The sequence below is a fragment of the Streptomyces sp. MMS24-W38 genome, from assembly GCF_059889265.1.
Genome location: NZ_JCBCPP010000001.1, coordinates 880,996 through 903,544 on the forward strand (window position 1 = coordinate 880,996; position 22,549 = coordinate 903,544).

Sequence of the window (22,549 nt, forward strand, 5' to 3'; positions counted from 1 at the left end):
GTACATGCCCCCTTCCCGAAGGGAACTCAGTATGCATAATGAGGGTACTGAGTGCCATCCTGTGGGAGAGTCTATGTCGGATTTCGACCTGTACCGCCCGTCCGAGGAGCACGACATGCTCCGTGACGCCGTCCGCTCGCTGGCCGAGGCGAAGATCGCGCCGTACGCCGCCGAGGTGGACGAGGACGCCCGCTTCCCCCAGGAGGCCCTGGACGCGCTGGTCGCGAACGACCTGCACGCCGTGCACGTGCCCGACCAGTACGGCGGCGCGGGCGCGGACGCGCTCGCCACCGTCATCGTGATCGAGGAGGTCGCCCGGGTCTGCGCCTCGTCCTCCCTGATCCCCGCGGTGAACAAGCTGGGCTCGCTGCCGGTGCTCCTCGCCGGCTCCGAGGAGCTGAAGAAGAAGTACCTGACCCCGCTCGCCCAGGGCCGGGCGATGTTCTCCTACTGCCTGTCCGAGCCGGACGCCGGCTCCGACGCGGCCGGCATGAAGACCAAGGCGGTCCGCGACGGCGACAGTTACGTCCTGAGCGGCGTCAAGCGCTGGATCACCAACGCGGGCGTCTCCGAGTTCTACACGGTGATGGCGGTCACCGACCCCGCCCGCCGCTCCCAGGGCATCTCCGCCTTCGTCGTGGAGAAGTCGGATGCGGGCGTCTCCTTCGGCGCCCCGGAGAAGAAGCTCGGCATCAAGGGCTCGCCCACCCGCGAGGTCTACCTGGACCAGGTCCGCATCCCGGCGGACCGGATGATCGGCGCCGAGGGCACCGGCTTCGCCACCGCGATGCGCACCCTGGACCACACCCGCGTCACCATCGCCGCCCAGGCCCTGGGCATCGCCCAGGGCGCCCTCGACTACGCCCAGGGCTACGTCAGGGAGCGCAAGCAGTTCGGCCGGCCGATCGCCGACTTCCAGGGCGTGCAGTTCATGCTGGCCGACATGGCCATGAAGATCGAGGCCGCCCGCCAGCTGACCTACGCGGCCGCCGCCAGGTCCGAGCGCGTCGCCGCCGGAGGTGGAGAGGGGGGCCTGACCTTCCAGGGCGCCGCCGCCAAGTGCTTCGCCTCCGACGTGGCCATGGAGGTCACCACGGACGCCGTCCAGCTCCTCGGCGGCTACGGCTACACCCGCGACTACCCGGTCGAGCGGATGATGCGCGACGCGAAGATCACGCAGATCTACGAGGGCACCAACCAGGTCCAGCGCATCGTCATGGCCCGCAACCTGCCGTAGCACTGGACCCCGGGGAGGCACTCGATGGGCACGAAACGATCGCGCCATGCGCAAGGCCGGCGTGGTGAGCGGCGAACTGATGGACTCCGTAACTGCTGAGGTATGTGCGCGCAACAGCCTGGGACGCCACCGAGATGGCCGTGGCCACACGTGGCGGTGACGTGCGCGGTGCGGTCTTCCATGCCGACAGGGGAGTCCAGCACAGACTCAACCGGTTGTCGCAACACCGGCTTCCTGGATCGATGGTGGATGATCGTTCAGGGCTTCGGCGGGTGTCTTCCACCCGAGGGTCTTGCGGGGCCTGCTGTTGAGTGCGAGAGCAACGACCTCGAGCTCATCGGGATCCCATCGCGACAAGTCCGTATCACCCCGCGCTCACCCTGGGTGCAGCAGGGCGAGCAGGGGAGTGTCCGGTGTGGGGCCGGTCGTGGACGGTGGGGTGGAGCGGGCAGTGTACTGTCCGGACCGCTGCCGATTCCGAATCTGCCCCGAGCGGCAGGCGTCACGGAACAGTGTTGCTGAAACGCCGTAATGCAACGCCTCACCGACTTCCCTCCTTTGCAAGGGATGCAGGGATCAGCGACGGGTGCTTCGAGCGCCCCGGTTGCACGCTCTGCCTCCGCGTGTCGCATCCGCGCCGCCGTGGACGGTGACCGGGACCGGCTGCCTCATAACGGGTCACTGCAGGTGGTCGACCGTCCGAGTCCGCGCTGCGGCGGATTGGCTCGAAGGCGGCCATCGGCAACGACGAGTTCACGCTCGACGAGCAGATCTCCCAGTTCCTTCGAGGCGAGTGGGTCATGCCCGCCGCCGCTCGCCCAGGTCTTCGGCCGTCTCGCCCGGATGAGCACGGGCAAACTCGCCCCGCACCTGGCCCGCTGTCCCGAGCCGGCCATGTCTGCTGTGACCGACTGCGGCACCGGATCCGTACGCCCCTCGGCTGCTGGCCCTGTCCGGTAATACTGATCGTGGCCCCCAGTCAGTGACTCCTCATGCTGTCCGTCAAGCCGTGAGGGCAGTGGGAGGCACGGCTTCGTAGGCCCGTCCGTCACGGAGAAGGAGCCAGAGGACGTTGACGCGACGACGGTGCCAGGCGGGTCAGGTCTGCTGGACACCCCTCTTACTCAAGCGTCGTAGGTGTAGAAGCCGCGGCCGCTCTTGCGTCCGAGGTGGCCCGCGGCGACCATGCGGCGCAGCAGGGCGGGCGGCGCGTACAGCGGCTCCTTGAACTCCTCGTACATGGACTCGGCCACTGCCTGGGCGGTGTCGAGACCGATGAGGTCGAGCAGGCGCAGCGGCCCCATGGGGTGGGCGCAGCCGAGTTCCATGCCCCGGTCGATGTCGTCCGGGACTGCGGAGCCTGCCTCCACCATCCGTACCGCGCTGAGCAGGTAGGGGACCAGCAGCGCGTTGACCACGAAGCCGGAGCGGTCGGACGCCTGGATGGCCCGCTTGCCCATCTGCTGGGTGAGATGACGGGTGCGCGCCATGGTCTCTTCCGCGGTGGTGAGCGCGGGGATGAGCTCGACCAGCTGCTGCACGGGCACCGGGTTGAAGAAGTGCATGCCGATGACCTGCCCGGGGCGCTCGGTGGCGACGGCGAGATCGATGATGGGGATCGAGGAGGTGTTGGTGGCCAGGATCGCCGCGGGGTCTTCGACCGCCTTGTCCAGGGCTCGGATGACGTCGGTCTTGATGTCGCGGTTCTCGGCGACGGCCTCGATGACGAACTGACGGTCGGCCATGTCGCCGAGGTCGTGGGTGAAGGACAGCCTGGCGAGGGCCTGGTCGCGCTGCTCCTCACTGAGCTTTCCGCGCCGTACGCCTTGGTCGAGGGAGGCGGTGAGACGGCGGCGGCCCGCTTCGGCGGCGTCGTGTGTGGCCTCGGCGACAAGGACGTCGAGGCCACTGCGGGCGGCGACTTCGGCGATGCCGGAGCCCATCAGGCCGCAGCCGACGACGCCGAGACGGGTAACGGGGTCCATGTGAATTCCCAACTGGTGAGGAGCGGCGGGGTCGTTGCTGGGGTCGGGGTCAGACGTTGCGGCGGTACTGGCCGCCGACCTCGAAGAAGGTCTCGGTGATCTGCTGCAGCGAACAGACCCGGGCGGCGTCCATGAGGACGGCGAACACGTTGCGGCCGCTGACCGCGGCGTCCTTGAGGTCGGCGAGGGCGGCCCGGGCCGGGTCGCGGTGGCGCTCCTGGAAGTCGAGAACGCGCTGCAACTGGGACTTCTTCTCCTCCGCGGTGGCGCGCGCCAGTTCGAGGACGCCGGTCTCGGCGGTGTCCGCGTGGGGGTTGCGGAAGGTGTTCACGCCGATGATCGGCAGGCTGCCGTCGTGCTTGCGCTGCTCGTACAGCATCGACTCGTCCTGGATGCGGCCACGCTGGTAGCCGGTCTCCATGGCGCCGAGCACGCCGCCGCGTTCGTTGATCCGGTCGAACTCGGCGAGCACCGCTTCCTCGACCAGGTCGGTGAGCCGGTCGATGATGAACGAGCCCTGCAGCGGGTTCTCGTTCATCGCCAGGCCCCACTCCCGGTTGATGATGAGCTGGATCGCCAGCGCCCGGCGCACCGACTCCTCCGACGGGGTGGTGACGGCCTCGTCGTAGGCGTTGGTGTGCAGCGAGTTGGCGTTGTCGTAGATGGCGATGAGTGCCTGCAGGGTGGTGCGGATGTCGTTGAAGTCCATCTCCTGCGCGTGCAGGGAACGGCCGGAGGTCTGCACGTGGTACTTCAGCTTCTGGGATCGTTCGTTGGCGCCGTACTTCTCCCGCATCGCGACGGCCCAGATCCGGCGGGCCACCCGGCCCAGGACGGAGTACTCCGGGTCCATGCCGTTGGAGAAGAAGAACGACAGGTTCGGCGCGAAGTCGTCGATGTGCATACCCCGGGCCAGGTAGGCCTCGACATAGGTGAAGCCGTTGGCCAGGGTGAACGCGAGCTGGCTGATCGGGTTCGCGCCGGCCTCGGCGATGTGGTAGCCGGAGATGGACACCGAGTAGAAGTTGCGCACCTGGTGGTCGATGAACCACTCCTGGATGTCGGCCATCATCCGCAGGGAGAATTCGGTGGAGAACAGGCAGGTGTTCTGACCCTGGTCCTCCTTCAGGATGTCGGCCTGCACCGTGCCGCGCACGTTCGCCAGCGCGTGCGCGCGCAACCCGGCCGCCTCTTCGTCGGAGGGGTCGCGGCCCTCGGCGGCGCGGAACTTCTCGATCTGCTGGTCGATGACGGTGTTGAGGAAGAACGCCAGCACGGTGGGTGCCGGACCGTTGATCGTCATAGACACCGAGGTCGTCGGCGCGACCAGGTCGAAGCCGTCGTAGAGGGCTTTCATGTCGTCGAGCGTGGCCACCGACACGCCGGAGGTGCCGACCTTGCCGTAGATGTCGGGACGTTCGCCGGGGTCACGGCCGTACAGGGTGACCGAGTCGAACGCGGTGGACAGCCGGGTGGCCGGCTGGTCCTCGGACAGCAGCTTGAACCGCCGGTTGGTGCGGAACGGGTCGCCCTCTCCGGCGAACATCCGCGCCGGGTCCTCACCGTCGCGCTTGAACGGGAACACCCCGGCGGTGAACGGGAAGTAGCCGGGCAGGTTCTCCCGGCGCCAGAACCGCACCAGCTCCCCGTGGTCGGTGAACCTCGGCAGCGCCACGCGGGGGACCACGTTGCCCGACAGGGACTCACGGGTCAGCTTGGTACGGATCTCCTTGTCCCGGACCTTCACGACCTGCTCGTCGCCGGAGTAGGAGGCCACGACGGCGGGCCAGTTCTCGATCTGTTCCGTGACGTCGTGCGGGAGCTGCTTACGGGCGTCTGCGAGCAGCGAGGCCACGTTCCCGGCGTCGGAGCCGACCCGGGCGAGTTCGCCCTTGACGGCGTCCAGGCGCTGCACCCGCCGGGCCGCCTCGGCGAGGCGTTCGGTCTCGGCGTGGTACCTGCGGAGCGTCTCGGTGATCTCGGCCAGATAGCGCACCTGGCCCGCGGGCACCACCTGGCGGGTGCCGGAGGAGTGGCGCACGTCGACCGGTGCCAGCGCGCCCTCGGACAGCTCCAGCCCCTTCTCGGCCAGAGTACTCCTCAGATACTGGTAAAGCGCGGTGACCCCGTCGTCGTTGAAGGTCGCCGCCGAGGTGCCGAACACCGGCATGTCCTCGGGCTTCTTGTCGAACGCCTCACGGTTGCGGATCAGTTGGCGGCTGACGTCGCGCAGCGCGTCCTTGGCGCCGCGCCGCTCGAACTTGTTGATCGTCACGACGTCGGCGAAGTCGAGCATGTCGATCTTCTCCAGCTGCGAGGCGGCGCCGAACTCCGGCGTCATCACGTACATAGAGGTGCCGACGAACGGCACGATCGCCGCGTCGCCCTGGCCTATGCCCGGCGTCTCCACGATCACCAGGTCGAACCCGGCGGCCTTGACCACGTCGATCACATCGGAAAGGTGCTCGGGCAGCTCGTGGCTGCCGCGGGTGGCGAGACTACGGAAGAAGACCCGGTCCCCGTCGAGGGAGTTCATGCGGATCCGGTCCCCGAGCAGCGCACCGCCGCCGCGGCGGCGGGTCGGGTCGACCGCGATCACCGCGATCCGCAGCTTGTCCTGCTGGTCGACACGGAACCGGCGCACCAGCTCGTCGGTCAGGGACGACTTCCCGGAGCCGCCCGTACCGGTGATGCCGAGAACCGGCGTGACCCGTGCCGCCGCCGCGGCACGCAGCTCTGCCAGGAAGTCCGCGGGCACTTTGCCGAGTTCGGCGCCGGTGATGGCGCGCGCGACAGCGGACCAGTCGCCGGCGAGCACGGCGGCCGCGTCGGCCGGCTTGCTCTCCCAGAGGTCGAAGTCGCATTCCTTCAACACCGAGTTGACCATCCCGGCGAGGCCCATCCGCTGGCCGTCCTCCGGGGAGAAGATGGTCACCCCGCTGGTGCGCAGCCGGGTGATCTCCTCGGGCACGATCACGCCCCCACCGCCGCCCACCACGCGGATGTGCTCCGCTCCCCGCTCGCGCAGCGAGGCGACCAGGTACTCGAAGTACTCGACGTGCCCGCCCTGGTAGGACGAGACCGCCACGCCGTGTGCGTCCTCCTCGAGTGCCGCGTCCACGACCTCCCGCACTGACCGGTTGTGTCCGAGGTGGATCACCTCGGCGCCTTGGGACTGGAAGATGCGCCGCATGATGTTGATCGACGCATCGTGCCCGTCGAACAGGGCCGAAGCGGTGACCAGGCGGACCGGGTGCAGGGGACGGTGCAGATCGCTCATGGGGTGCCCTCACAACAGGTGGCGGGAGGCGGATCGAAAGAGATGCTAGGACGTCCTAGTAAATTGCGAGAGGTGCTGGTGCTGTGATCACCAGCACAGGGCGGCGAACACCACGTTTCCGGGTGAAGGCGGCGGCTGACGGGAAGGGGGCCTCCCTGCCGGGGTCGGGTGCCTGCGTGGAGGACGCGGGGCAGGCCCAGGGCCGCGGTCCGTACGGCCGGAGCCAGTTGGACGGGGCGGCCGCCGGGGAAAGCTCGCACTTACCCACCGACGCGTCGACGTCCTGTGGGCTCTCATCCGTGATCGACGGTGCGACCCGGTCACACCACCGGCGACTACGGCCACTCGGCAACAGCAGGAGGAATGCTCTACCTGGAGGACTCGTTCAATCCGAGGCGGCCAGGGCCAGCACCTCGGCGCGGTCGGCCTCGCGACCGACGAGCCCGCGGTAGCGGGCGATGAGCCGCGCCGCGCCGAATCCGACGACGCCGACCAGGCGCGCGCCGTCGAAGTAGGCCGCAACCGTGCCCTTGACGGGGCCACCGTCGAGACCGGCCCCGTGCAGGGGGAGCACGGTGTCGGCGAGGTCGGGCCGCCCGACCAGTTGGATCTTCAATCCGAACTGGTCCGACCAGAAGTACGGCGTCGAGAGAGGCGGCGCATCGGCGCCGACGATGTCGCGGGCCACGGCAGCAGCTTGATCGGTGGCGTTGGTCCAGTGTTCGCTGCGGCGCCGGCCGCCTCGGACCGGGTCCGTCCAAGCGGCGATGTCGCCGACCGCCCACATGCCGGCAACGCCTTCGACGCGGCCACGGGCGTCACACGGCACCCCGTTGGAGGTGTCGATGCCGGTGCCCGCGAGCCAGTCGAGCTCGGGAACCCCGCCGACTCCGACGAGCATGACATCGGCGTCCAGGCGCGTGCCGTCGGTCAGCTCGACGGAGGACCCTCCTGTGAAGCGTTCCAGGCGGGCGTCCGTACGCAGATCGACCCCGCCTTCGGTGAGCAACCGGGCGCAGACGGCGCCGATTTCGGGGCTCAGGGCCCGGGCGAACGGCACGGGCATGGCCTCGAGGACGGTCACGTCGACGCCGCGGGCCCGCGCGGCCCCGGCGACCTCGGCGCCGACGAAGCCGGCGCCGACGACCAACAGGGACCGTGCGGTCGCCAGTGCGTTCTGCAGCGCGAGCGTGTCGTCCAGGGTGCGCAGCGTGTGTGCGGTGTCCGGCTGGTCGGGAAGCCGCCGCGCCGCCACACCGGTCGCGACGACGATCGCGTCGCCCTGCAGTTCGGTGCCGTCGGCGAGTTCGACGGCACCGTCGTGCAGTGCCACCGCCGGCTCGCCGAACCGGGCGCGGATGCCGAGTTCGTCCAGCCGGGCCTTGTCGCACAGCACGATCCGCTCGGGATCCCACTCCCCGGTGAGCACCTGCTTGGACAGCGGGGGGCGGTCGTAGGGCAGGTGCTGCTCGGCCCCCACCAGACTGATCTTTCCCTGGAAACCTGAGGCGCGCAGCTGCTCGGCGGTCCGAATCCCGCCCAGCCCGGCGCCGACCACCACGACGTGCTGTGGCTGGCCTGTCATACGAACTCCTTGTCCGGTCCCGGGTTCGTCCCGGAACTCAACCAGCGAGCTGGGGAAGGGGCAGGTGCGGTTCGCATCCGCCCCTTCCCCAGCCGTCAGCCGTAGTCGCACCACTCCACGAGGCGACCTTCTTCGAACGTCATCAGCGACAGGACGTCGAGCTTGCAGTGCTCACCGGCCTTGCCGAAGCCGGGCACGTCCACCGCGGCGGTCCCCTGCCACACGGTCTCCCGGAAGACCGTGTTCCCGCTGACCGCCCAGCGGGTGGTCTCACCGATCGACCGGTCGGGGAACGCCTTGCTCATCGCCTCGATGGTCTCGAACATCAGGTCCCGGCCCCGGGCCGCGACCCCCCGGTTCTGGTGCACCACCTCGACGTCCTCGTGCACGATTTCGCGCAGCGCGTCGAAGTCGAGGCGGTTCCAGGCGTCGACCACGGCGAGCGCGCGGTCGAACAGTTCCTGCTTGTTGTCTTCGGACACGTCGGTGTTCCCGTCTGTCAGCCCTGGGTGGGGACGTCGATGATGACTTCGTGGATGCCACGGGTCGGCATGGAGAAGTGGGAGATCGTCTGGTCGGGTGCGAGGGTGAAGCGGGGCACTCGCTCGAGCAGACGGGTGAGCACCGACCGGATCATGAGGCGGGCGTGGTTGGATCCGAGGCACCGGTGGGGGCCCACGCCGAACGCCACATGCCGCACCTCGTCGCGGTGCAGGTTCCAGGTGTGCGGGTCGGGGAACTGCTCCGGGTCGCGGTTGGCGCCGTTGTAGCTCGTCCAGACCTTCGCGCCGGCCTCGAGCGGGGCCCCGCCGAGCTCGGTGTCACGTGTCACCGTTCGCTGAAGCGCCGTCACGTTGGCGAACATCCTCAACCCCTCCTCCACGGCGGCGGGGACGAGGCCGGGGTCGGCGACCAGCTCGACGAGGTCGTCGGGGTGGGTGGCCAGGTGGTGGACGATGCCGCTGAGGATGGTCCCCACCGACTCGGTGCCGGCGATCGCCAGCGGCACGACCACCGCGGTGCGCTCGGCCAGGGTCGGCTCGCGGCCGCCGATCTCCTTGACCGTGCAGACGGCGCTGACCAGGTCGTCCGGAATCGGGTCGGCCATCCGCCGCAGGACCAGTTCCTCGGCTGCCTTGTTGATGCTCACGAACGCCTGCGCCGCGATCTCGGGGGTTTCGCCGACGAACAGGTCGTGGCTCCAGTGCATCCAGTCCTCGATCTCCTCACCCGGCAGGTGCAGGAGGTCGGCGAAGATGATCTTCAGCTGGAGCGGTCGCAGGAAGTCGGCCAGCAACTTGAACCGGCCGTTCGGCAGCGCGGCGTCGAGCAGCTCGTCGATGGTCTCAAGGATCGTGGGCTCGTAGGCCTCGACCCGCTTTGCGGTGAGGAACGGGTCGATCACCTTGCGCCACTCGGTGTGCACCGGCGCGTCGAGGTCCTCGGGCAGGAACCGGCCCTCGTTCTTCGGCGGTTCGGAGCGGTTGTCGCCGCCCAGGATCGCGACTCCCCCCTCGGAGGAGTAAGTACCGGCGTCCCGCAGCACCTTGAAGACGTCCCGGTACCGGGTGGCGTAGTAGCACGGAGTGCTACCCTGTCTGTGCACGCCGAGCGAGGCGTTCTCCTGCAGTGAGCCGATGGTCTCCCAGAAGTTCTCGTTGAACTCCTCGGACCAGAGATTGACCGGGCACAGGCCCTGCTTCTGGACGTCGTCGACGGTCATCAGACCTCCTTGACGAGGATCGCGAACTCCGGACAGGTGGCGGCGATCGCGCGAGCCCGGTCCACATCGATCGGCTCGTCGCTCTTGAGGACGGCGATGCCGTCCCCGTCGGCGTCGAGCACATCCGGTGCTATCTCGTAACAGCGGCCGTGCCCCTGACACATGGGCACGTCGATCTCCAACTTGGCGAGCATGAAAACTCCCTTGTTTTCGAAGCTGATAAGTCAGAACTTGGCCAGCAGGCCGCAGTCCACGGGAATCGCGACACCGGAGACGAAGCGGGCCTCGTCGGAGGCGAGCCACAGCACGGCGTTGGCGACGTCCTCCGGCTCCACCCAGGGGGCGGGCAGCAGGGTGAGCGGCTTGAACGCCTCGGCAGCGTCGTCCAGGGTGGGGTTCTCGATGTGCGGCAGGTAGTTCTTCAGCAGGCGCTCGTTCAGCGCCATCGGCGTGTTCACCGTGCCGGGGTTCACCGAGTTGACCCGGATTCCGTACCCGCCGAGCTCGTTGGCGAGGCCGCCCATCAGCCCCTGCACTCCGTGCTTGGACGCCCCGTAGTGGACCTGGCCCGGCACCCCGCGCAGCCCGGTGGTGGAACTGACGAAGACGATCGACCCCGACTGACGCTCGATCATGGACGGGATCACTGCCTTGGCTGCGTGCCAGGCGCCGACCAGGTTGGTCTCGAGGATGTCGGCCCACTGCTTGTCGGTGAGCTCGTGCGCCAGGCCCTGGTTGGAGATCCCCGCGTTGGAGACCAGGATGTCGATCTTGCCGAACTGCTCCAGCGCCTCAGCCACGATGCCGTCCAGCGCTGCCTGGTCACGCACATCGCCGGCGCGGGCGATGATCCTGCGACCTTCCTTCTCGACCAGCGCCACGGTCTCGGCCAGGTCCTCGGGTGTGCCTTGGCCGTACTGCAGCTCGGGCTGGTCGCGACACAGGTCGATGGCGACGATGTCGGCCCCCTCCTGCGCCAGCCGCACGGCGTGAGCGCGCCCCTGACCACGGGCCGCACCGGTGATCAACGCGACCTGGCCTTCTACCCGCCCCATGTGTCCTCAACTCCACTCTCTGCACAGCCTTGCAGCAGGTTTGTGTGATCTTCCTCGCTCAAGTGGCCAGGACGCTACAGCCGTCCAACGCGGCGGTCAATATTCATCATAAGGTTCATCTTTATTTCTCATGAGGATCATCATGCCGCCGGGCACCCCTCACCGAGGCCCTTGCGCTATTTCCTCATGATGTTTTATGTTGCGTCCGCCACACTGCGGAGTCAGGGGGTCCTGGAAGCGACGGCACCCGAAGACGCGGCCGGCCTCGACAGCGTCCGGGGCGGACAGCCTCAGTGCGGGCAGAACCCGCTGGTCATGGGCGGGAGAGGCAAGCACACAGACGGAGGAGTGACTTGGCAACAGCAGAGGATCGCAGCAACGCGGCGGCGACCGGGCTGCTCCGCGACCAATGGGCCGTGGTGACCGGCGGGAGCAAGGGCATCGGGTTCGCGATCGCGGAACGCTTCGTCAGCGAGGGTGCGAACGTCGTCATCGTCGCTCGCGACAAGGTCGCTCTTGACGACGCGGCCGAACAACTACGCACGCGGGCCGGGGACGGCCAGCGGATCGAGTCGCTGGCCGCCGACCTCAGCGGACGCGCCGGTGTGGACGAGCTGTTCGCTCGCCTCACCGATGAGCTGCCGGCGCTGAACATCTTCGTGGCGAATGTCGGCTACGGGATCTTCCATCCATTCCTGGAGGTGACCGACGAGGAGTGGGACGGGATCATCTCCACGAACCTCACCGGGACCTTCCGCTGCACGCAGGCCGCCGCACGTCTCATGCGCGACCGTCCCGCCGACAACCGCGCGATCGTGGTGGTCTCCTCGATCCGGGCGGAGGGCACGCGGCCGGGCACCCTGCCCTACTCGACGACGAAGGCCGGACTGAACCAGTTGGTCCGGGTGGCGGCCTACGAGCTCGCCCCGCTCGGCATCCGGGTGAACGCGCTGTCCCCCGGACTCGTGGTGACTCCGATGTCGCTGTCGAACAACCCCAAGGCCGCCGAACTCGGCGCCGAGCTGACTCCCTTGAACCGGGCCGGTATGCCCTCCGACATCGCCGAGGGCGCACTTTACCTGTGCAACCCCGCCGCCTCGTTCGTGACCGGCACCAATCTCGTGGTGGACGGAGGCGAGTCCTTGTGGTGACGGCGGAGCAGGTGGACGGAGCCCCGCCGAGGGCGGACGCGCCCGAGCCCGCGGAGTTCGTTCGGCGGGCCCGCGAGTGGCTGGCACGCCATGCCCGGCCCCGGCAGGGCCAGGACGAGGCAGCCGACAGCGTCGCGGTCTTCCACGACCTGCCGTTCGATGAGGAGAAAGCGCTCCTGGAGCGCATCTGCACATGGCAGCGCGTCAAGTTCGACGCGGGTTACGGCGCACTGACGTGGCCGTCCGAGTACGGCGGCGCCGGCCTCGACCCCCTGTTCGAGGAGGCGTTCGCCGAGGTCGAGGCGGAGTTCGACACGCCGGGGTCCCATGAGCTGGCCTCGGTGAGCCTGCACCTGATCGCGCCGACGGTGCGCCTGTTCGGGACGCCGGAGCAGCGGGAACGGCTGGCGCGGCCCCTGCTGCGCGGCGACGAGCTGGCCTGCCAGCTGTTCTCCGAGCCGTCGGCGGGATCGGACCTGGCGGGGCTGAGCACCCGCGCCGTCCGCGACGGGGACGACTGGGTCGTCACCGGGCAGAAGGTGTGGAGCTCCGGCGCGCAGTTCGCCGGATGGGGCGAGCTCATCGTGCGGACCGACCCGGACGTGCCCAAGCACAAGGGCATGACGGCGTTCCTGCTGCCCATGGACAGTCCGGGTGTCGAGGTACGACCGCTGCGCCAGATGTCGGGCGGATCGTCGTTCTGCGAGGTGTTCCTCGAGGAGGTGCGGATCCCCGATTCGCTGCGCCTGGGCGGTGTCGGCGAGGGGTGGCGGGTCGCCCTGGCCACGCTCGGTTTCGAGCGCGGTCACAGCGGACGGACCAGCTCCGTCGGCGGCGGCTACGCACAGCTCGTCGCACTGGCCCGCAGGCTGGGCCGTACCGGCGATCCAGAGGTGCGGCGCCTGCTGGCCGAGGTGTGGGTGCACGAGCGGGTCGCCCAGATCGCGGCGCAGCGCGACCGGGAGACGCGGCTGGCCGGGATCGAGCCGGGGCCGGTCGGATCGCTGCGCAAACTCGCCTGGAGCCAGGGACTGACGCTGGTGAGCGAGGCAGCGGCGAGCATCCTCGGACCGAGGCTGGTGGCCGACACGGAGGACGAAACCTTCCAGTGGACCGGGCATGTCCTCGGCGCTCCCGGTTACCGCATCGCCGGCGGCTCGGACGAAGTGCAGCGCACCATCATCGGCGAGCGCCTGCTCAGCCTTCCGCAGGAGCCGCGGACGGATCGTGCCATGCCCTGGCGGGAGGTTCCCCGATGACGACAACGGATCGCGTCGATGCTCGTTCGGTGGCCGAGGCCGTGGCCGCGGCACGTGCAGTGGAGCAGCCGCTCGCCGGGCGAACCGCCCTGGTGACCGGCGGCAGCCGCGGGCTGGGCCGGGAGATCGCCGTCGCGTTCGCGGCGGCCGGTGCGGACGTCGCGGTGGCCAGCCGCAAGAAGGACAACTGCGTCGCGCTCGCCGAGGAACTGGCGGCCGCCACAGGCCGCCGGGTGAGTGCGCACGCCGCCCACGTCGCGGACTGGAACCGGCTGACCGACCTGCTCGACGAGGTCGAGGAGACCCTCGGCACCGTCGACATCCTGGTCAACAACGCAGGCATCGCCCCGCTGTATCCCAGTCTTGACGAAGTCAGCGAAGAGCTGTTCGACAAGGTCATCGGGGTCAACCTGAAGGGCCCCTTCCGGTTGATGGCGGCGGCCGGCAAGCGGATGGCCGCCGCGGGCGGCGGGGTGATCCTCAACATCAGCTCGATCGCGTCGGAGCGTCCCACCGCCGCAGACCTGCCCTACGCCGCGGCCAAGGCGGCGTTGAACACCCTCACCGCGGGCTTCGCCCAGGAGTACGGCCCGTCGGTACGGGTGAACACGATCCTGGCCGGCCCGTTCTTCACCGACATCAGCCAGGCGTGGGACCTGGAGGCGTTCAACGAGATGGCCGAGTCCTGGCCACTGCACCGCGGCGGCAGCCCGGACGAGATCGTGGGTGCGGCGCTGTACCTGTGCGGGCCGTCGGCCGGCTTCACCACCGGCGCTCTGCTCGCCGTGGACGGGGGGCGCCTCGCGGCGCCCTGACACACCGTCCCCACAGTCCCCACGAAGGCGGAGCCCGCGTTGAAGGGCGAAGCCTGCGCCGATGAAAACCTCATGACAAATTTTGGAAGGAGTGTCGGTGTCGACAGCCATGAACCGCCGTCCCAGGAAGCGACGAGGCCCGCTCGCCGGGCTCATCGTTGCCGACTTCTGCTGGATGGGCGTGGGCGCGGTCGCGACCCGCCTGCTCGCCGACTTCGGCGCCGACGTCATCAAGATCGAGGACCGGACGCGCCTGGACATGCCCCGACGTCTGCCCTTCTACAAGGGCGAGGTCCGCACCTACGGCGAGGAGGACTCCCAGCCGGACCCGAACAAGGGCGGGCTGTTCAACAACTACAACCGCAACAAGCTCGGCGTCACGATCAACATGCGGACCGAGCGCGGCAGGCAGATCGCCGAGCAGCTGATCTCGAAGGCCTCGGTGGTGACCGAGAACTTCGCGCCCGGCGTGATGGAGCGGTGGGGGCTGACCTACGAACGGCTCCATGAGCTGCGACCGGACGTGATCTACGCCCGGATGAGCGGATACGGCCACGACGGGCCGCACAGCGAGTACCGCAGCTACGGCCCGGTCGTCCAAGCCGTCAGCGGACTGACCCACATCAGCGGCCTTCCCGGACGCGAGCCTTCGGGGTGGGGCTTCTCACACATGGACAACCAGGCGGCGTACTACAACTCCGCGGCCGTCCTGATGGCGGTGCTGCAGCGGGAGATCACCGGGCAGGGCACCGAGGTCGACGTCTCCGCGGTGGAGGTCGGGATCAACCTGCTCGGCCCGGTACTGCTGGACGTCGCCGTGAACGGCCGGTCGACCCGGGGCCCGGACTTCCCCACGGGCAACCGGCTGGAGCATCCGCAGGCGGCGCCGCACGGCGTGTACCCGGCGGCCGGCGAGGACCGCTGGGTCGCGATCGCGGTCTTCGACGACGCCGACTGGAAGGCGCTGGTCACCGAGGTGGGCGCGCCCGCGTGGACCGCTGATCCGCGTTTCGCCACGCAGGCGGACCGGTTCGCCCACCAGGACGTCCTCGACGAGTACCTGTCGGCGTGGACGCGCGAGCGCGACCCGCACGAGATCATGCACCGGCTGCAGGCCGCGGGCGTCGCGGCGGCGGCGGTGCAGCACGCCGGCGACCTCAACGAGCACGACCCCCAGCTCGCGCACCGGGACACCTTCTTCGAACTCGACCACCCGGTCATCGGCGAGGCGCGGTTCGAGGGCAGCCCGGTGCTCTTCTCCGGCATCGAGCCGGACAACTGGCGCTCGGCTCCGCTGCTCGGTGAGGACAACGAGCACGTGTTCACGACCCTGCTCGGCATGTCGCATGAGGAGATCGCCGAGCTCACCAAGGAGGGGATCCTGTGACCGCCACTCCCTACAGCGGCCTGCGGGTCGTGGAGATCGCCGATGATCCCGGCGGCGAGTTCACCGGCAAACTGCTGGCCGGCTCCGGCGCCGACGTCATCAAGGTGGAGCCCCCCTCCGGGGCGGCCAGCCGGCGGATCGGGCCGTTCCCCGGCGACCGCACCGACCCCGAGGCCAGCCTCTCCTTCCGCTGGTACAACGCCGGCAAGCGCAGTGTCACGATCGACGACACCGGCGACGCCGGGCAGACCGCGCTCGCCGAACTGATCACCGGTGCCGACGTGCTGCTCATCTCGCTGGAGCCCGCGCAGGCTGCCGCGCGCGGCCTCGTCCCTGCCGAGTTGGTCGCCCGGCACCCGCGGCTGATCGTGGTGGCGGTCACCCCGTTCGGTCTCGACGGGCCGTGGTCCTCCTACCGAGGCAGCGACCTGGTGGGGCTCGCGGCCGGCGGGATGCTCCACTCCTGTGGCTACGACGACCACTCCATCCCGCCGATCCGCCCCGGCGGTGACCACGCCTACACGACGGCGGCGAGCTTCGCCCACACCGGTCTGCTGCTCGCCCTGCTGGAGCGGAGGCGGACCGGGCGGGGCCAGGTCGTGGACGTCTCCGTTCATGCGGCCTGCGCGGTCAGCGGCGAACTGAGCAACCCCTTCTGGTTCTACCCGAAGGCGGTCGTCAAGCGGCAGACCAGCCGGCACGCCCAGCCCTCCCCGACGCAGCCGGCCCTGTTCCGGTGCGGTGATGACCACTACGTGTACTTCGCACTCATCCTCGCCGACCAGAAACCCTGGCAGGCCCTGGTGAAGTGGATGGACGACATGGGGCTGGCCGCCGACCTCACCGACCCCGCCTACCACGACCTGGCACACCGCCAGGAGAACTTCGCGCACGTCCAGGAGCTGGTCGAGGTGTTCTTCCTGCTCCTCGACGCCGAGACCGCCTACCACGAGGGCCAGCGGCGCGGACTGCCGATCGGAGTCGCCAGGGCTCCGGAGGAGCTGTTCGACGACGAGCACCTGCGAGCACGCGGCTTCTTCGTCGATGTGGAGCAGGACGGTGCGCAGCCCGTCAAGCAGCCCGGCACCCCCTACCGTTTCAGCGCGTTCGGCCTTCCCGGACCACGCCGTGCTCCTCGGCTCGGGGAGCACACCAGGGAGGTGTTCGAAAGTGCCTGATTCCGCTTCCCACCGTGACCGCTGTGCCATCGCGGGCATCGGCGCCACCGAGTTCTCCAAGGACAGCGGCCGCAGCGAGCTGACGCTGGCCGCGCAGGCCTGCCGGTCCGCGCTCGACGACGCCGGGCTCACCGTGGCCGACGTGGACGGTGTCGTGTCCTGCGATTACGACCTGGTCTCCTACAGCGCGATCGCCGACGCCCTGGGCATCGACGACCTGACCTACTGGGGGCAGACCGGGCCGGGCGGGTCAGGTCCCTGCGCCATGGTCGGTCAGGCGGTCGCCGCGATCCTGTCCGGACAGGCGACCACCGTCCTGGTCTACCGCTCCCTCAACGGGCGTTCCGGACGCCGGTACGGGCAGGGCACCGTGGATTTCGACGCCCGCGTCGGCGGCCGGGGCAACTACGAGGAGTTCTTCGGTCCCTACGGACTGGTGACGCCCGGCCAGTTCTTCGCGCTCCTCACCCAGCGCCACATGAGCTCCTACGGCACCCGCCCGGAGGCGCTCGCGGAGATCGCGCTGGCCTGCCGGGCAGCCGCGAACCGCAACCCCGCGGCGCAGATGCACGAGCGCGAGCTGACCCTGGAGGACTGCCTGACGGCTCGGCCGATCTCCCTGCCGCTGCGGCTGTTCGACTTCTGCCTGGAAACGGACGGCGCCTGTGCCGTGGTCGTCACCACCGCCGAGCGCGCGGCGGACTGCGCACAGCCGCCAGCGCTGATCCGCGCGGTCGCGCAGTCGACCGGCCCTCGGGTGCAGCCCGGGGTGATGTACCCGATGCTGATGCGTCCCGACATCACGACGACGCCCTCCCGGACCGCGGCGCAGACCTTGTTCTCCCGTGCCGGCCTGGGCCCCTCCGATGTGGACGTGGCACAGATCTACGACTGTTTCACCATCACCCTTCTGCTCCAGTTGGAGGACTACGGCTTCTGCGCCAAGGGCGAGGGCGGTGCCTTCGCCGAGAGCAGGGCGCTGCGCCCGGGCGGCGCCCTGCCGGTCAACACCGCCGGGGGGAACCTGTCGGAGGGTTACGTGCACGGGATGAACCATGTGCTGGAGGGCGTCCGCCAGATCCGCGGCACGTCCACCTCGCAGATCGCCGGAGCCGAGGTCAGCCTGGTCACCTCGGCCCCACCGCCCGGCACGAGCGCGCTGCTGCTGGTGAGGGGGTGAGCGGGATGTCCGAGGAGGTGTTCCACGAGGTCGCCGTGCTGCCGCTGCTGCCGGTCGAGGACGACCATGACACCGGCGGGTTCTTCGCCGCCGCCCGCAGGGGCGAACTGGCGCTGCGTTACTGCAGCGCGTGCGGGCAGTTGCTGCACCTGCCCCGGCAGGTCTGCTTCTCCTGCGGGGGCATCCGGAGCGAATGGCGCGCCGTGCCCGGCCGCGGGCGCGTCCACGCCTGGACCATCGTCACCCATCAGGTGCACCCGGCGTTCTCGACGCCGTACACGGTCGTGCTGGTCGACCTCGACGAGGTCGACGCCCGGCTCGTCGGGAGCGTTCCCGGCGAGGCCGAGCTGGAGGTCGGGCAGCCGATGCGGGTGCGCTTCGACCGGGCGCCGGACGGAACCACCGTCCCCAACTGGGAGGTGGAGGCGTGACACGCACCGTGGACGATTCGCTGTTCACCGACACCCCGGACGGAGTGGCGCTGGTGGGCAGCCGGTGCGCCGACTGCGGCGCGCACACCTTCCCCCGGCAGGACGGCTGCCCGCGGTGCACAGGGGCCTCGATGCAGGACGTGCCGCTCTCGCGGACGGGCACGTTGTGGTCCTTCACGGTGCAGGGGTTCCGGCCCAAGCAGCCGTACGTGGGACCGCGGGAGTTCGAGCCGTACGGAGTGGGTTATGTGGAGCTACCGGGACAGGTGATCGTGGAAGCGCGACTGACCGAGAACGACCCCGATCGGTTGCGGATCGGGATGCCGATGACGCTGGAGCTAGTGCCCTTCCGCACCGATGACGCCGGCACACCGGTGCTGATGTTCGCGTTCGCCCCCGCCCGGGAGGTCCGGCGATGAGCACGGACGTGGCGATCGTCGGGATCGGCATCCACCCGTTCGGCCGCACCCCCGGGGTCTCGGGCCGACGGCAGGCGGTGACCGCGGCTCGGGCGGCGCTGGCCGACGCGGGCACGGGCTTCGCGGACATGCAGTTCGCGTTCGGGGGCAGCCACTCGGCGGGCGACGCCGACACGCTGGTGTCAGAACTGGGCCTGAGCGGCCTGCCGTTCATCAACGTGGCCAACGGGTGCGCCACCGGCGGCAGCGCGCTGATCAGCGCGCACGCGGCGATCAAGTCGGGGCTGCACGACCTTGGCATCGTGATCGGGTTCGACAAGCACGAGCGTGGGGCGTTCAACACCGACCCGGCCGAACACGGGATCGGAGCCTGGTACGGGGAGACCGGCCTGATGCTCACCACACAGTTCTTCGGCATGAAGATCCAGCGGTATCTGCACCAGACCGGGATCGACGTCGGCGTGCTGGCGAAGATCGCGGCCAAGGCGTTCCGCAATGGCGCGCTGAACCCCAACGCCTGGCGGCGCACCCCGCTGAGCGAGGCGGAGATCGCGGCGGCGCCGATGATCTCGCATCCGCTGACCCAGTACATGTACTGCTCGCCCGCCGAGGGCGCGGTGGCGCTGGTGCTGTGCCGCGCGGACCTCGCGCACCGCTACACCGGCCGACCGGTGTTCCTGCGCGGAGCGACGCTGCGGTCGCGGCGGTACGGATCGTTCGAGGTGTTCAGCCCGTGGCTGGCGCTGGAGCGGGCGGATGCACCGACGGTGGAGGCGGCGCGGGCGGCCTTCGAACAGGCCGGCGTCACACCGGACGAGGTGGACCTGGCGCAGCTTCAGGACACCGAGGCCGGCGCGGAGCTGATGCACATGGCCGAGTCCGGGCTGTGCGCCCACGGCGAGCAGGAGAAGGTCCTCGCCGAAGGAGCCACCGAGATCGGTGGCCGGCTGCCGGTCAACACCGACGGCGGCTGCATCGCCAACGGCGAGCCGATCGGCGCATCGGGGCTGCGGCAGGTCTACGAGACCGTGCTGCAACTGCGCGGCGACGCCGGCGCGCACCAGGTTCCCGGCGGGCCCCGGGTCGGCTTCACCCATGTCTACGGAGCACCCGGCATCAGCGCGTGCACGGTACTCACCCGCTGATCACAAGAAAGGAACGTTCCCATGGCTTGGGACTTTGAGACCGACCCGGAGTTCCAGCAGGAGCTGGAGTGGGTCGAGGAGTTCGTCCGGACCGAGGTCGAACCGGTCGACCAGGTGATCGAGCACGCCTGGAACACCCGTGACCCGCTGCGCAACGAGCTGATCAAACCGCTGCAGCGGAAGGTCCGTGAGCACAGGCTGTGGGCCTGCCACCTCGGCCCCGAGCTGGGCGGCCCGGGCTACGGACAGCTGAAGCTGGCCTTGCTCAACGAGAAACTCGGCCGCACCCACTCCGGTCCGGTCGTCTTCGGCTGCCAGGCCCCCGACTCCGGCAACGCCGAGATCCTCGCCCACTACGGCAGCGACTTCCTGAAGAAGACCTACCTCGAGCCGCTGCTGGAGAACGAGATCGTCTCGTGCTTCTCGATGACCGAGCCGCACGGCGGCTCGGACCCGACCGGCTTCCGCACCACCGCCGTGCTCGACGGTGACGAGTGGGTGCTCAACGGGGAGAAATGGTTCTCCTCGCACGCGCTGTTCGCCGAGTTCCTGATCGTCATGGCGGTCACCGAGCCGGAGGCGCCCGGGCACCGGAGCATGTCGATGTTCGTCGTGCCGGCCGACACCCCGGGCATCGAACGGGTCCGGGACGTGAGCGTGTGGGGACACGAGGAGCGCGTCGGTACCCACCAGTACCTGCGCTACAACGATGTCCGGGTGCCCGCGGAGAACCTGCTGGGTGAGCGTGGCGAGGGGTTCGCCGTCGCGCAGACCCGGCTCGGCGGCGGCCGGATCCACCATGCGATGCGCACCGTCGGGCTGGTCAGCCAGGCGTTCGAGCTCATGAAGCGGCGCGCGGTGTCCCGGACGACGAAGGGTGAGCGGCTCGCCGACAAGCAGTTGGTCCAGGAGATGATCGCCGACTCCTGGATCCAGCTCGAGCAGTTCCGGCTGTTCGTGCTGCGTACCGCCTGGAAGATCGACAAGTACAACGACTACCGCGAGGTGCGGGCCGACATCGCCGCGGTCAAGGCGGCGATGCCCAAGGTGCTGCTCGACGTCGCGTCACGGGCCATCCAGGTCCACGGCTCGCTCGGCATCTCCAAGGAGTTGCCGTTCGGCAAGTGGGTCATGGAGTCCTTCCACATGGGGCTGGCCGACGGCGCCACCGAGGTGCACAAGGCCAACCTCGCCAAGGCGCTGCTGCGCCGGACGGAGCCCGACGAGGGCCTGTTCCCGCCTTACATCCTGCCCACCCTGGCCGAACAGGCGCACCAGCGCTACGCCGACGTCATCGCCGAATGGGACGCCGATGAGTGAGGAGATGACGGCGTACGACTCCGAGACCGCTCCCGTCCGTCCCGGGGAGGACCTGGACTGGCCGCGGGTGGAGGCCTGCCTGCGCGCGGAACTGCCCGAGCTGACCGGGGAGTTCTCGGTGCTGCAGTTCCCCCACGGCTCGGCCAACCTCACGTACCGGATTCGCTTCGGCGCGACCCCGCTGGTCCTGCGCCGCCCGCCGTTCGGGAAGCTGGCGCCGGGCGCGCACGACATGCGGCGTGAGTACAAGGCACTCTCACGGCTGTGGCGGGCCTACCCGCGGGCGCCGCGCGCGCTGCTGTTCTGCGACGACCACTCCGTCGCCGGGGCCGACTTCCTGGTGATGGAGTACCGGCCCGGGGTCGTCGTCTGGGACACGACGCCGGAGTCGATGGCCGCCTTCCCCGACGCCGGCCACCGGATCGGGCTCGCGGTGATCGACGCGCTGGCGGACCTGCACCGGGTGGATCCCGCCGCATGCGGCCTCGACGATCTGGGCCGTCCGGACGGCTTCCTGGCCCGCCAGGTCACCGGCTGGCGCAAGCGGTGGGATCTGGCCGCCACCGCGGACAGCGACCCCGTCGCAGCCGAGCTCGGCGAACGGCTGGCGGCGAGCCTGCCGGATTCGGGGCCGCCCGCCGTGCTGCACAACGATTTCAAGATCGACAACTGTCAGTTCGCACCGGGCGCCCCCGACACGGTCACGTCCGTGTTCGACTGGGACATGGCCACCCTCGGCGATCCCCTGGCCGACCTCGGCACCCTGCTGAACTACTGGCCCGACCCGGAGTTCGGCGACGCGGGCGCGCTGGCGGAGCTGCGCCTGTCGCGACTCGGCCTGCCCTCCCGCCAGGAGGTCGTCGACCGTTATGCCGCGCGGTCGGGACGCAGCGTCCGCGACGTCGACTGGTACGAGGCCTACGGCTGTTTCAAGACGCTGGTCATCCTGCAGCAGCTGTACGCCCGCCACCTGCGCGGCGAGACCACCGACGAACGGATGGCCCGCCGCGGTGACCACATCTCGGTGCTGGCCGAGCGAGGCATGAGCCGGCTCGGCCTGCCCACCACACGTTCAGCGAAAGGAGCACAGTGAGCATGAAACCGGGAACGCGGTTCTGGAGCACGGTGAGTCCGGTGTCGGTCGTCGTCGTCCGACCTGCCGCCGGGGAGGTGACGCTGACCTGCGGGGGCGTCCCGATGGTCGAACAGGAGCCGGGGACGGCGGCAGTCACCACTGAGGCCGAGGGCCCGCTGATCGGCAAGCGCTACGCCGACGAGGACAGCGGTCTGCAAGTCATGTGCACCCGTGGCGGGGCCGGCGAGCTCGCGGTCGACGGCCGTCCCCTCCAGTTGATGGGCACCCGCCCGCTGCCGGCATCGGACTGAACGATGGATGCCT

General features: G+C 69.5%; 20 protein-coding genes and 1 pseudogene. 13 read left to right on the top strand and 8 right to left on the bottom strand.

Features of this window, described 5'->3' with window-relative positions:
- Positions 1 to 73: 73 nt before the first annotated feature.
- Positions 74 to 1,237, top strand: a complete 1,164-nt coding sequence (locus AC6F7H_RS02905; protein WP_500754986.1) for an acyl-CoA dehydrogenase family protein — start codon at positions 74 to 76, stop codon at positions 1,235 to 1,237.
- A gap of 207 nt (positions 1,238 to 1,444) precedes the next feature.
- On the opposite strand, the pseudogene AC6F7H_RS02910 reads toward AC6F7H_RS02905, so the two are convergent.
- The 8 genes and pseudogenes from AC6F7H_RS02910 to AC6F7H_RS02945 form a co-directional block, all read right to left on the bottom strand.
- Positions 1,445 to 1,600 (bottom strand): annotated as a pseudogene (locus AC6F7H_RS02910) (IS30 family transposase); the annotation flags it as partial.
- 761 nt (positions 1,601 to 2,361) lie between these two features.
- Positions 2,362 to 3,222: a 3-hydroxybutyryl-CoA dehydrogenase gene (locus AC6F7H_RS02915; protein WP_500754987.1), complete on the bottom strand. Its 861-nt coding sequence runs from the start codon at positions 3,220 to 3,222 to the stop codon at positions 2,362 to 2,364.
- Positions 3,223 to 3,271: 49 nt separating this feature from the next.
- The gene (gene icmF / locus AC6F7H_RS02920; RefSeq protein WP_500754989.1) at positions 3,272 to 6,502 is read right to left on the bottom strand and encodes a fused isobutyryl-CoA mutase/GTPase IcmF; all 3,231 of its coding nucleotides are present in this window, start codon (positions 6,500 to 6,502) and stop codon (positions 3,272 to 3,274) included.
- 385 nt (positions 6,503 to 6,887) lie between these two features.
- Entirely contained in the window at positions 6,888 to 8,087 is a 1,200-nt protein-coding gene (locus AC6F7H_RS02925; RefSeq protein ID WP_500754990.1) for an NAD(P)/FAD-dependent oxidoreductase, read from the bottom strand.
- 95 nt (positions 8,088 to 8,182) lie between these two features.
- Entirely contained in the window at positions 8,183 to 8,569 is a 387-nt protein-coding gene (locus tag AC6F7H_RS02930) for an ester cyclase (protein ID WP_500754991.1), read from the bottom strand.
- 17 nt (positions 8,570 to 8,586) lie between these two features.
- Positions 8,587 to 9,810, bottom strand: coding sequence for a cytochrome P450 (locus AC6F7H_RS02935; RefSeq protein ID WP_500754992.1), 1,224 nt, complete (start codon positions 9,808 to 9,810; stop codon positions 8,587 to 8,589).
- Entirely contained in the window at positions 9,810 to 10,004 is a 195-nt protein-coding gene (locus AC6F7H_RS02940; protein ID WP_500754994.1) for a ferredoxin, read from the bottom strand. Before AC6F7H_RS02940 ends, AC6F7H_RS02935 begins: the two co-directional genes overlap by 1 nt.
- A gap of 30 nt (positions 10,005 to 10,034) precedes the next feature.
- A complete protein-coding gene (locus tag AC6F7H_RS02945; protein WP_360030589.1) occupies positions 10,035 to 10,865 on the bottom strand; it encodes a mycofactocin-coupled SDR family oxidoreductase in 831 nt (276 codons plus the stop codon).
- Positions 10,866 to 11,218: 353 nt separating this feature from the next.
- Between AC6F7H_RS02945 and AC6F7H_RS02950 the strand changes: the two genes are divergently transcribed.
- From AC6F7H_RS02950 to AC6F7H_RS03005, 12 genes are all read left to right on the top strand, one after another.
- On the top strand, positions 11,219 to 12,016 hold the full coding sequence (locus AC6F7H_RS02950; RefSeq protein WP_500754995.1) for an SDR family NAD(P)-dependent oxidoreductase: 798 nt from the start codon (positions 11,219 to 11,221) through the stop codon (positions 12,014 to 12,016).
- Positions 12,013 to 13,275 (top strand): acyl-CoA dehydrogenase family protein, encoded by a 1,263-nt coding sequence (locus AC6F7H_RS02955; protein ID WP_500754997.1) that lies wholly within the window; start codon positions 12,013 to 12,015, stop codon positions 13,273 to 13,275. The genes AC6F7H_RS02950 and AC6F7H_RS02955 overlap by 4 nt, the downstream gene beginning before the upstream one ends.
- Entirely contained in the window at positions 13,272 to 14,090 is an 819-nt protein-coding gene (locus AC6F7H_RS02960; protein ID WP_202278842.1) for an SDR family NAD(P)-dependent oxidoreductase, read from the top strand. Before AC6F7H_RS02955 ends, AC6F7H_RS02960 begins: the two co-directional genes overlap by 4 nt.
- 97 nt (positions 14,091 to 14,187) lie before the next feature.
- Positions 14,188 to 15,477, top strand: a complete 1,290-nt coding sequence (locus tag AC6F7H_RS02965) for a CaiB/BaiF CoA transferase family protein (RefSeq protein ID WP_500754998.1) — start codon at positions 14,188 to 14,190, stop codon at positions 15,475 to 15,477.
- Positions 15,474 to 16,655, top strand: coding sequence for a CaiB/BaiF CoA transferase family protein (locus AC6F7H_RS02970; protein WP_500754999.1), 1,182 nt, complete (start codon positions 15,474 to 15,476; stop codon positions 16,653 to 16,655). Before AC6F7H_RS02965 ends, AC6F7H_RS02970 begins: the two co-directional genes overlap by 4 nt.
- Positions 16,648 to 17,835 (top strand): thiolase C-terminal domain-containing protein, encoded by a 1,188-nt coding sequence (locus tag AC6F7H_RS02975; protein ID WP_500755001.1) that lies wholly within the window; start codon positions 16,648 to 16,650, stop codon positions 17,833 to 17,835. Before AC6F7H_RS02970 ends, AC6F7H_RS02975 begins: the two co-directional genes overlap by 8 nt.
- Before the next feature lie 5 nt (positions 17,836 to 17,840).
- A complete protein-coding gene (locus AC6F7H_RS02980; protein WP_500755003.1) occupies positions 17,841 to 18,266 on the top strand; it encodes a Zn-ribbon domain-containing OB-fold protein in 426 nt (141 codons plus the stop codon).
- Positions 18,263 to 18,685, top strand: a complete 423-nt coding sequence (locus AC6F7H_RS02985; RefSeq protein ID WP_500755004.1) for a Zn-ribbon domain-containing OB-fold protein — start codon at positions 18,263 to 18,265, stop codon at positions 18,683 to 18,685. Before AC6F7H_RS02980 ends, AC6F7H_RS02985 begins: the two co-directional genes overlap by 4 nt.
- Positions 18,682 to 19,830, top strand: coding sequence for a thiolase family protein (locus AC6F7H_RS02990; protein ID WP_500755005.1), 1,149 nt, complete (start codon positions 18,682 to 18,684; stop codon positions 19,828 to 19,830). The genes AC6F7H_RS02985 and AC6F7H_RS02990 overlap by 4 nt, the downstream gene beginning before the upstream one ends.
- Positions 19,831 to 19,851: 21 nt before the next feature.
- Entirely contained in the window at positions 19,852 to 21,150 is a 1,299-nt protein-coding gene (locus tag AC6F7H_RS02995; RefSeq protein ID WP_500755006.1) for an acyl-CoA dehydrogenase family protein, read from the top strand.
- Positions 21,143 to 22,243: a phosphotransferase family protein gene (locus tag AC6F7H_RS03000; RefSeq protein ID WP_500755007.1), complete on the top strand. Its 1,101-nt coding sequence runs from the start codon at positions 21,143 to 21,145 to the stop codon at positions 22,241 to 22,243. Before AC6F7H_RS02995 ends, AC6F7H_RS03000 begins: the two co-directional genes overlap by 8 nt.
- Positions 22,244 to 22,245: 2 nt before the next feature.
- Positions 22,246 to 22,536 (top strand): hypothetical protein, encoded by a 291-nt coding sequence (locus AC6F7H_RS03005; RefSeq protein WP_500755008.1) that lies wholly within the window; start codon positions 22,246 to 22,248, stop codon positions 22,534 to 22,536.
- Positions 22,537 to 22,549: the final 13 nt, after the last annotated feature.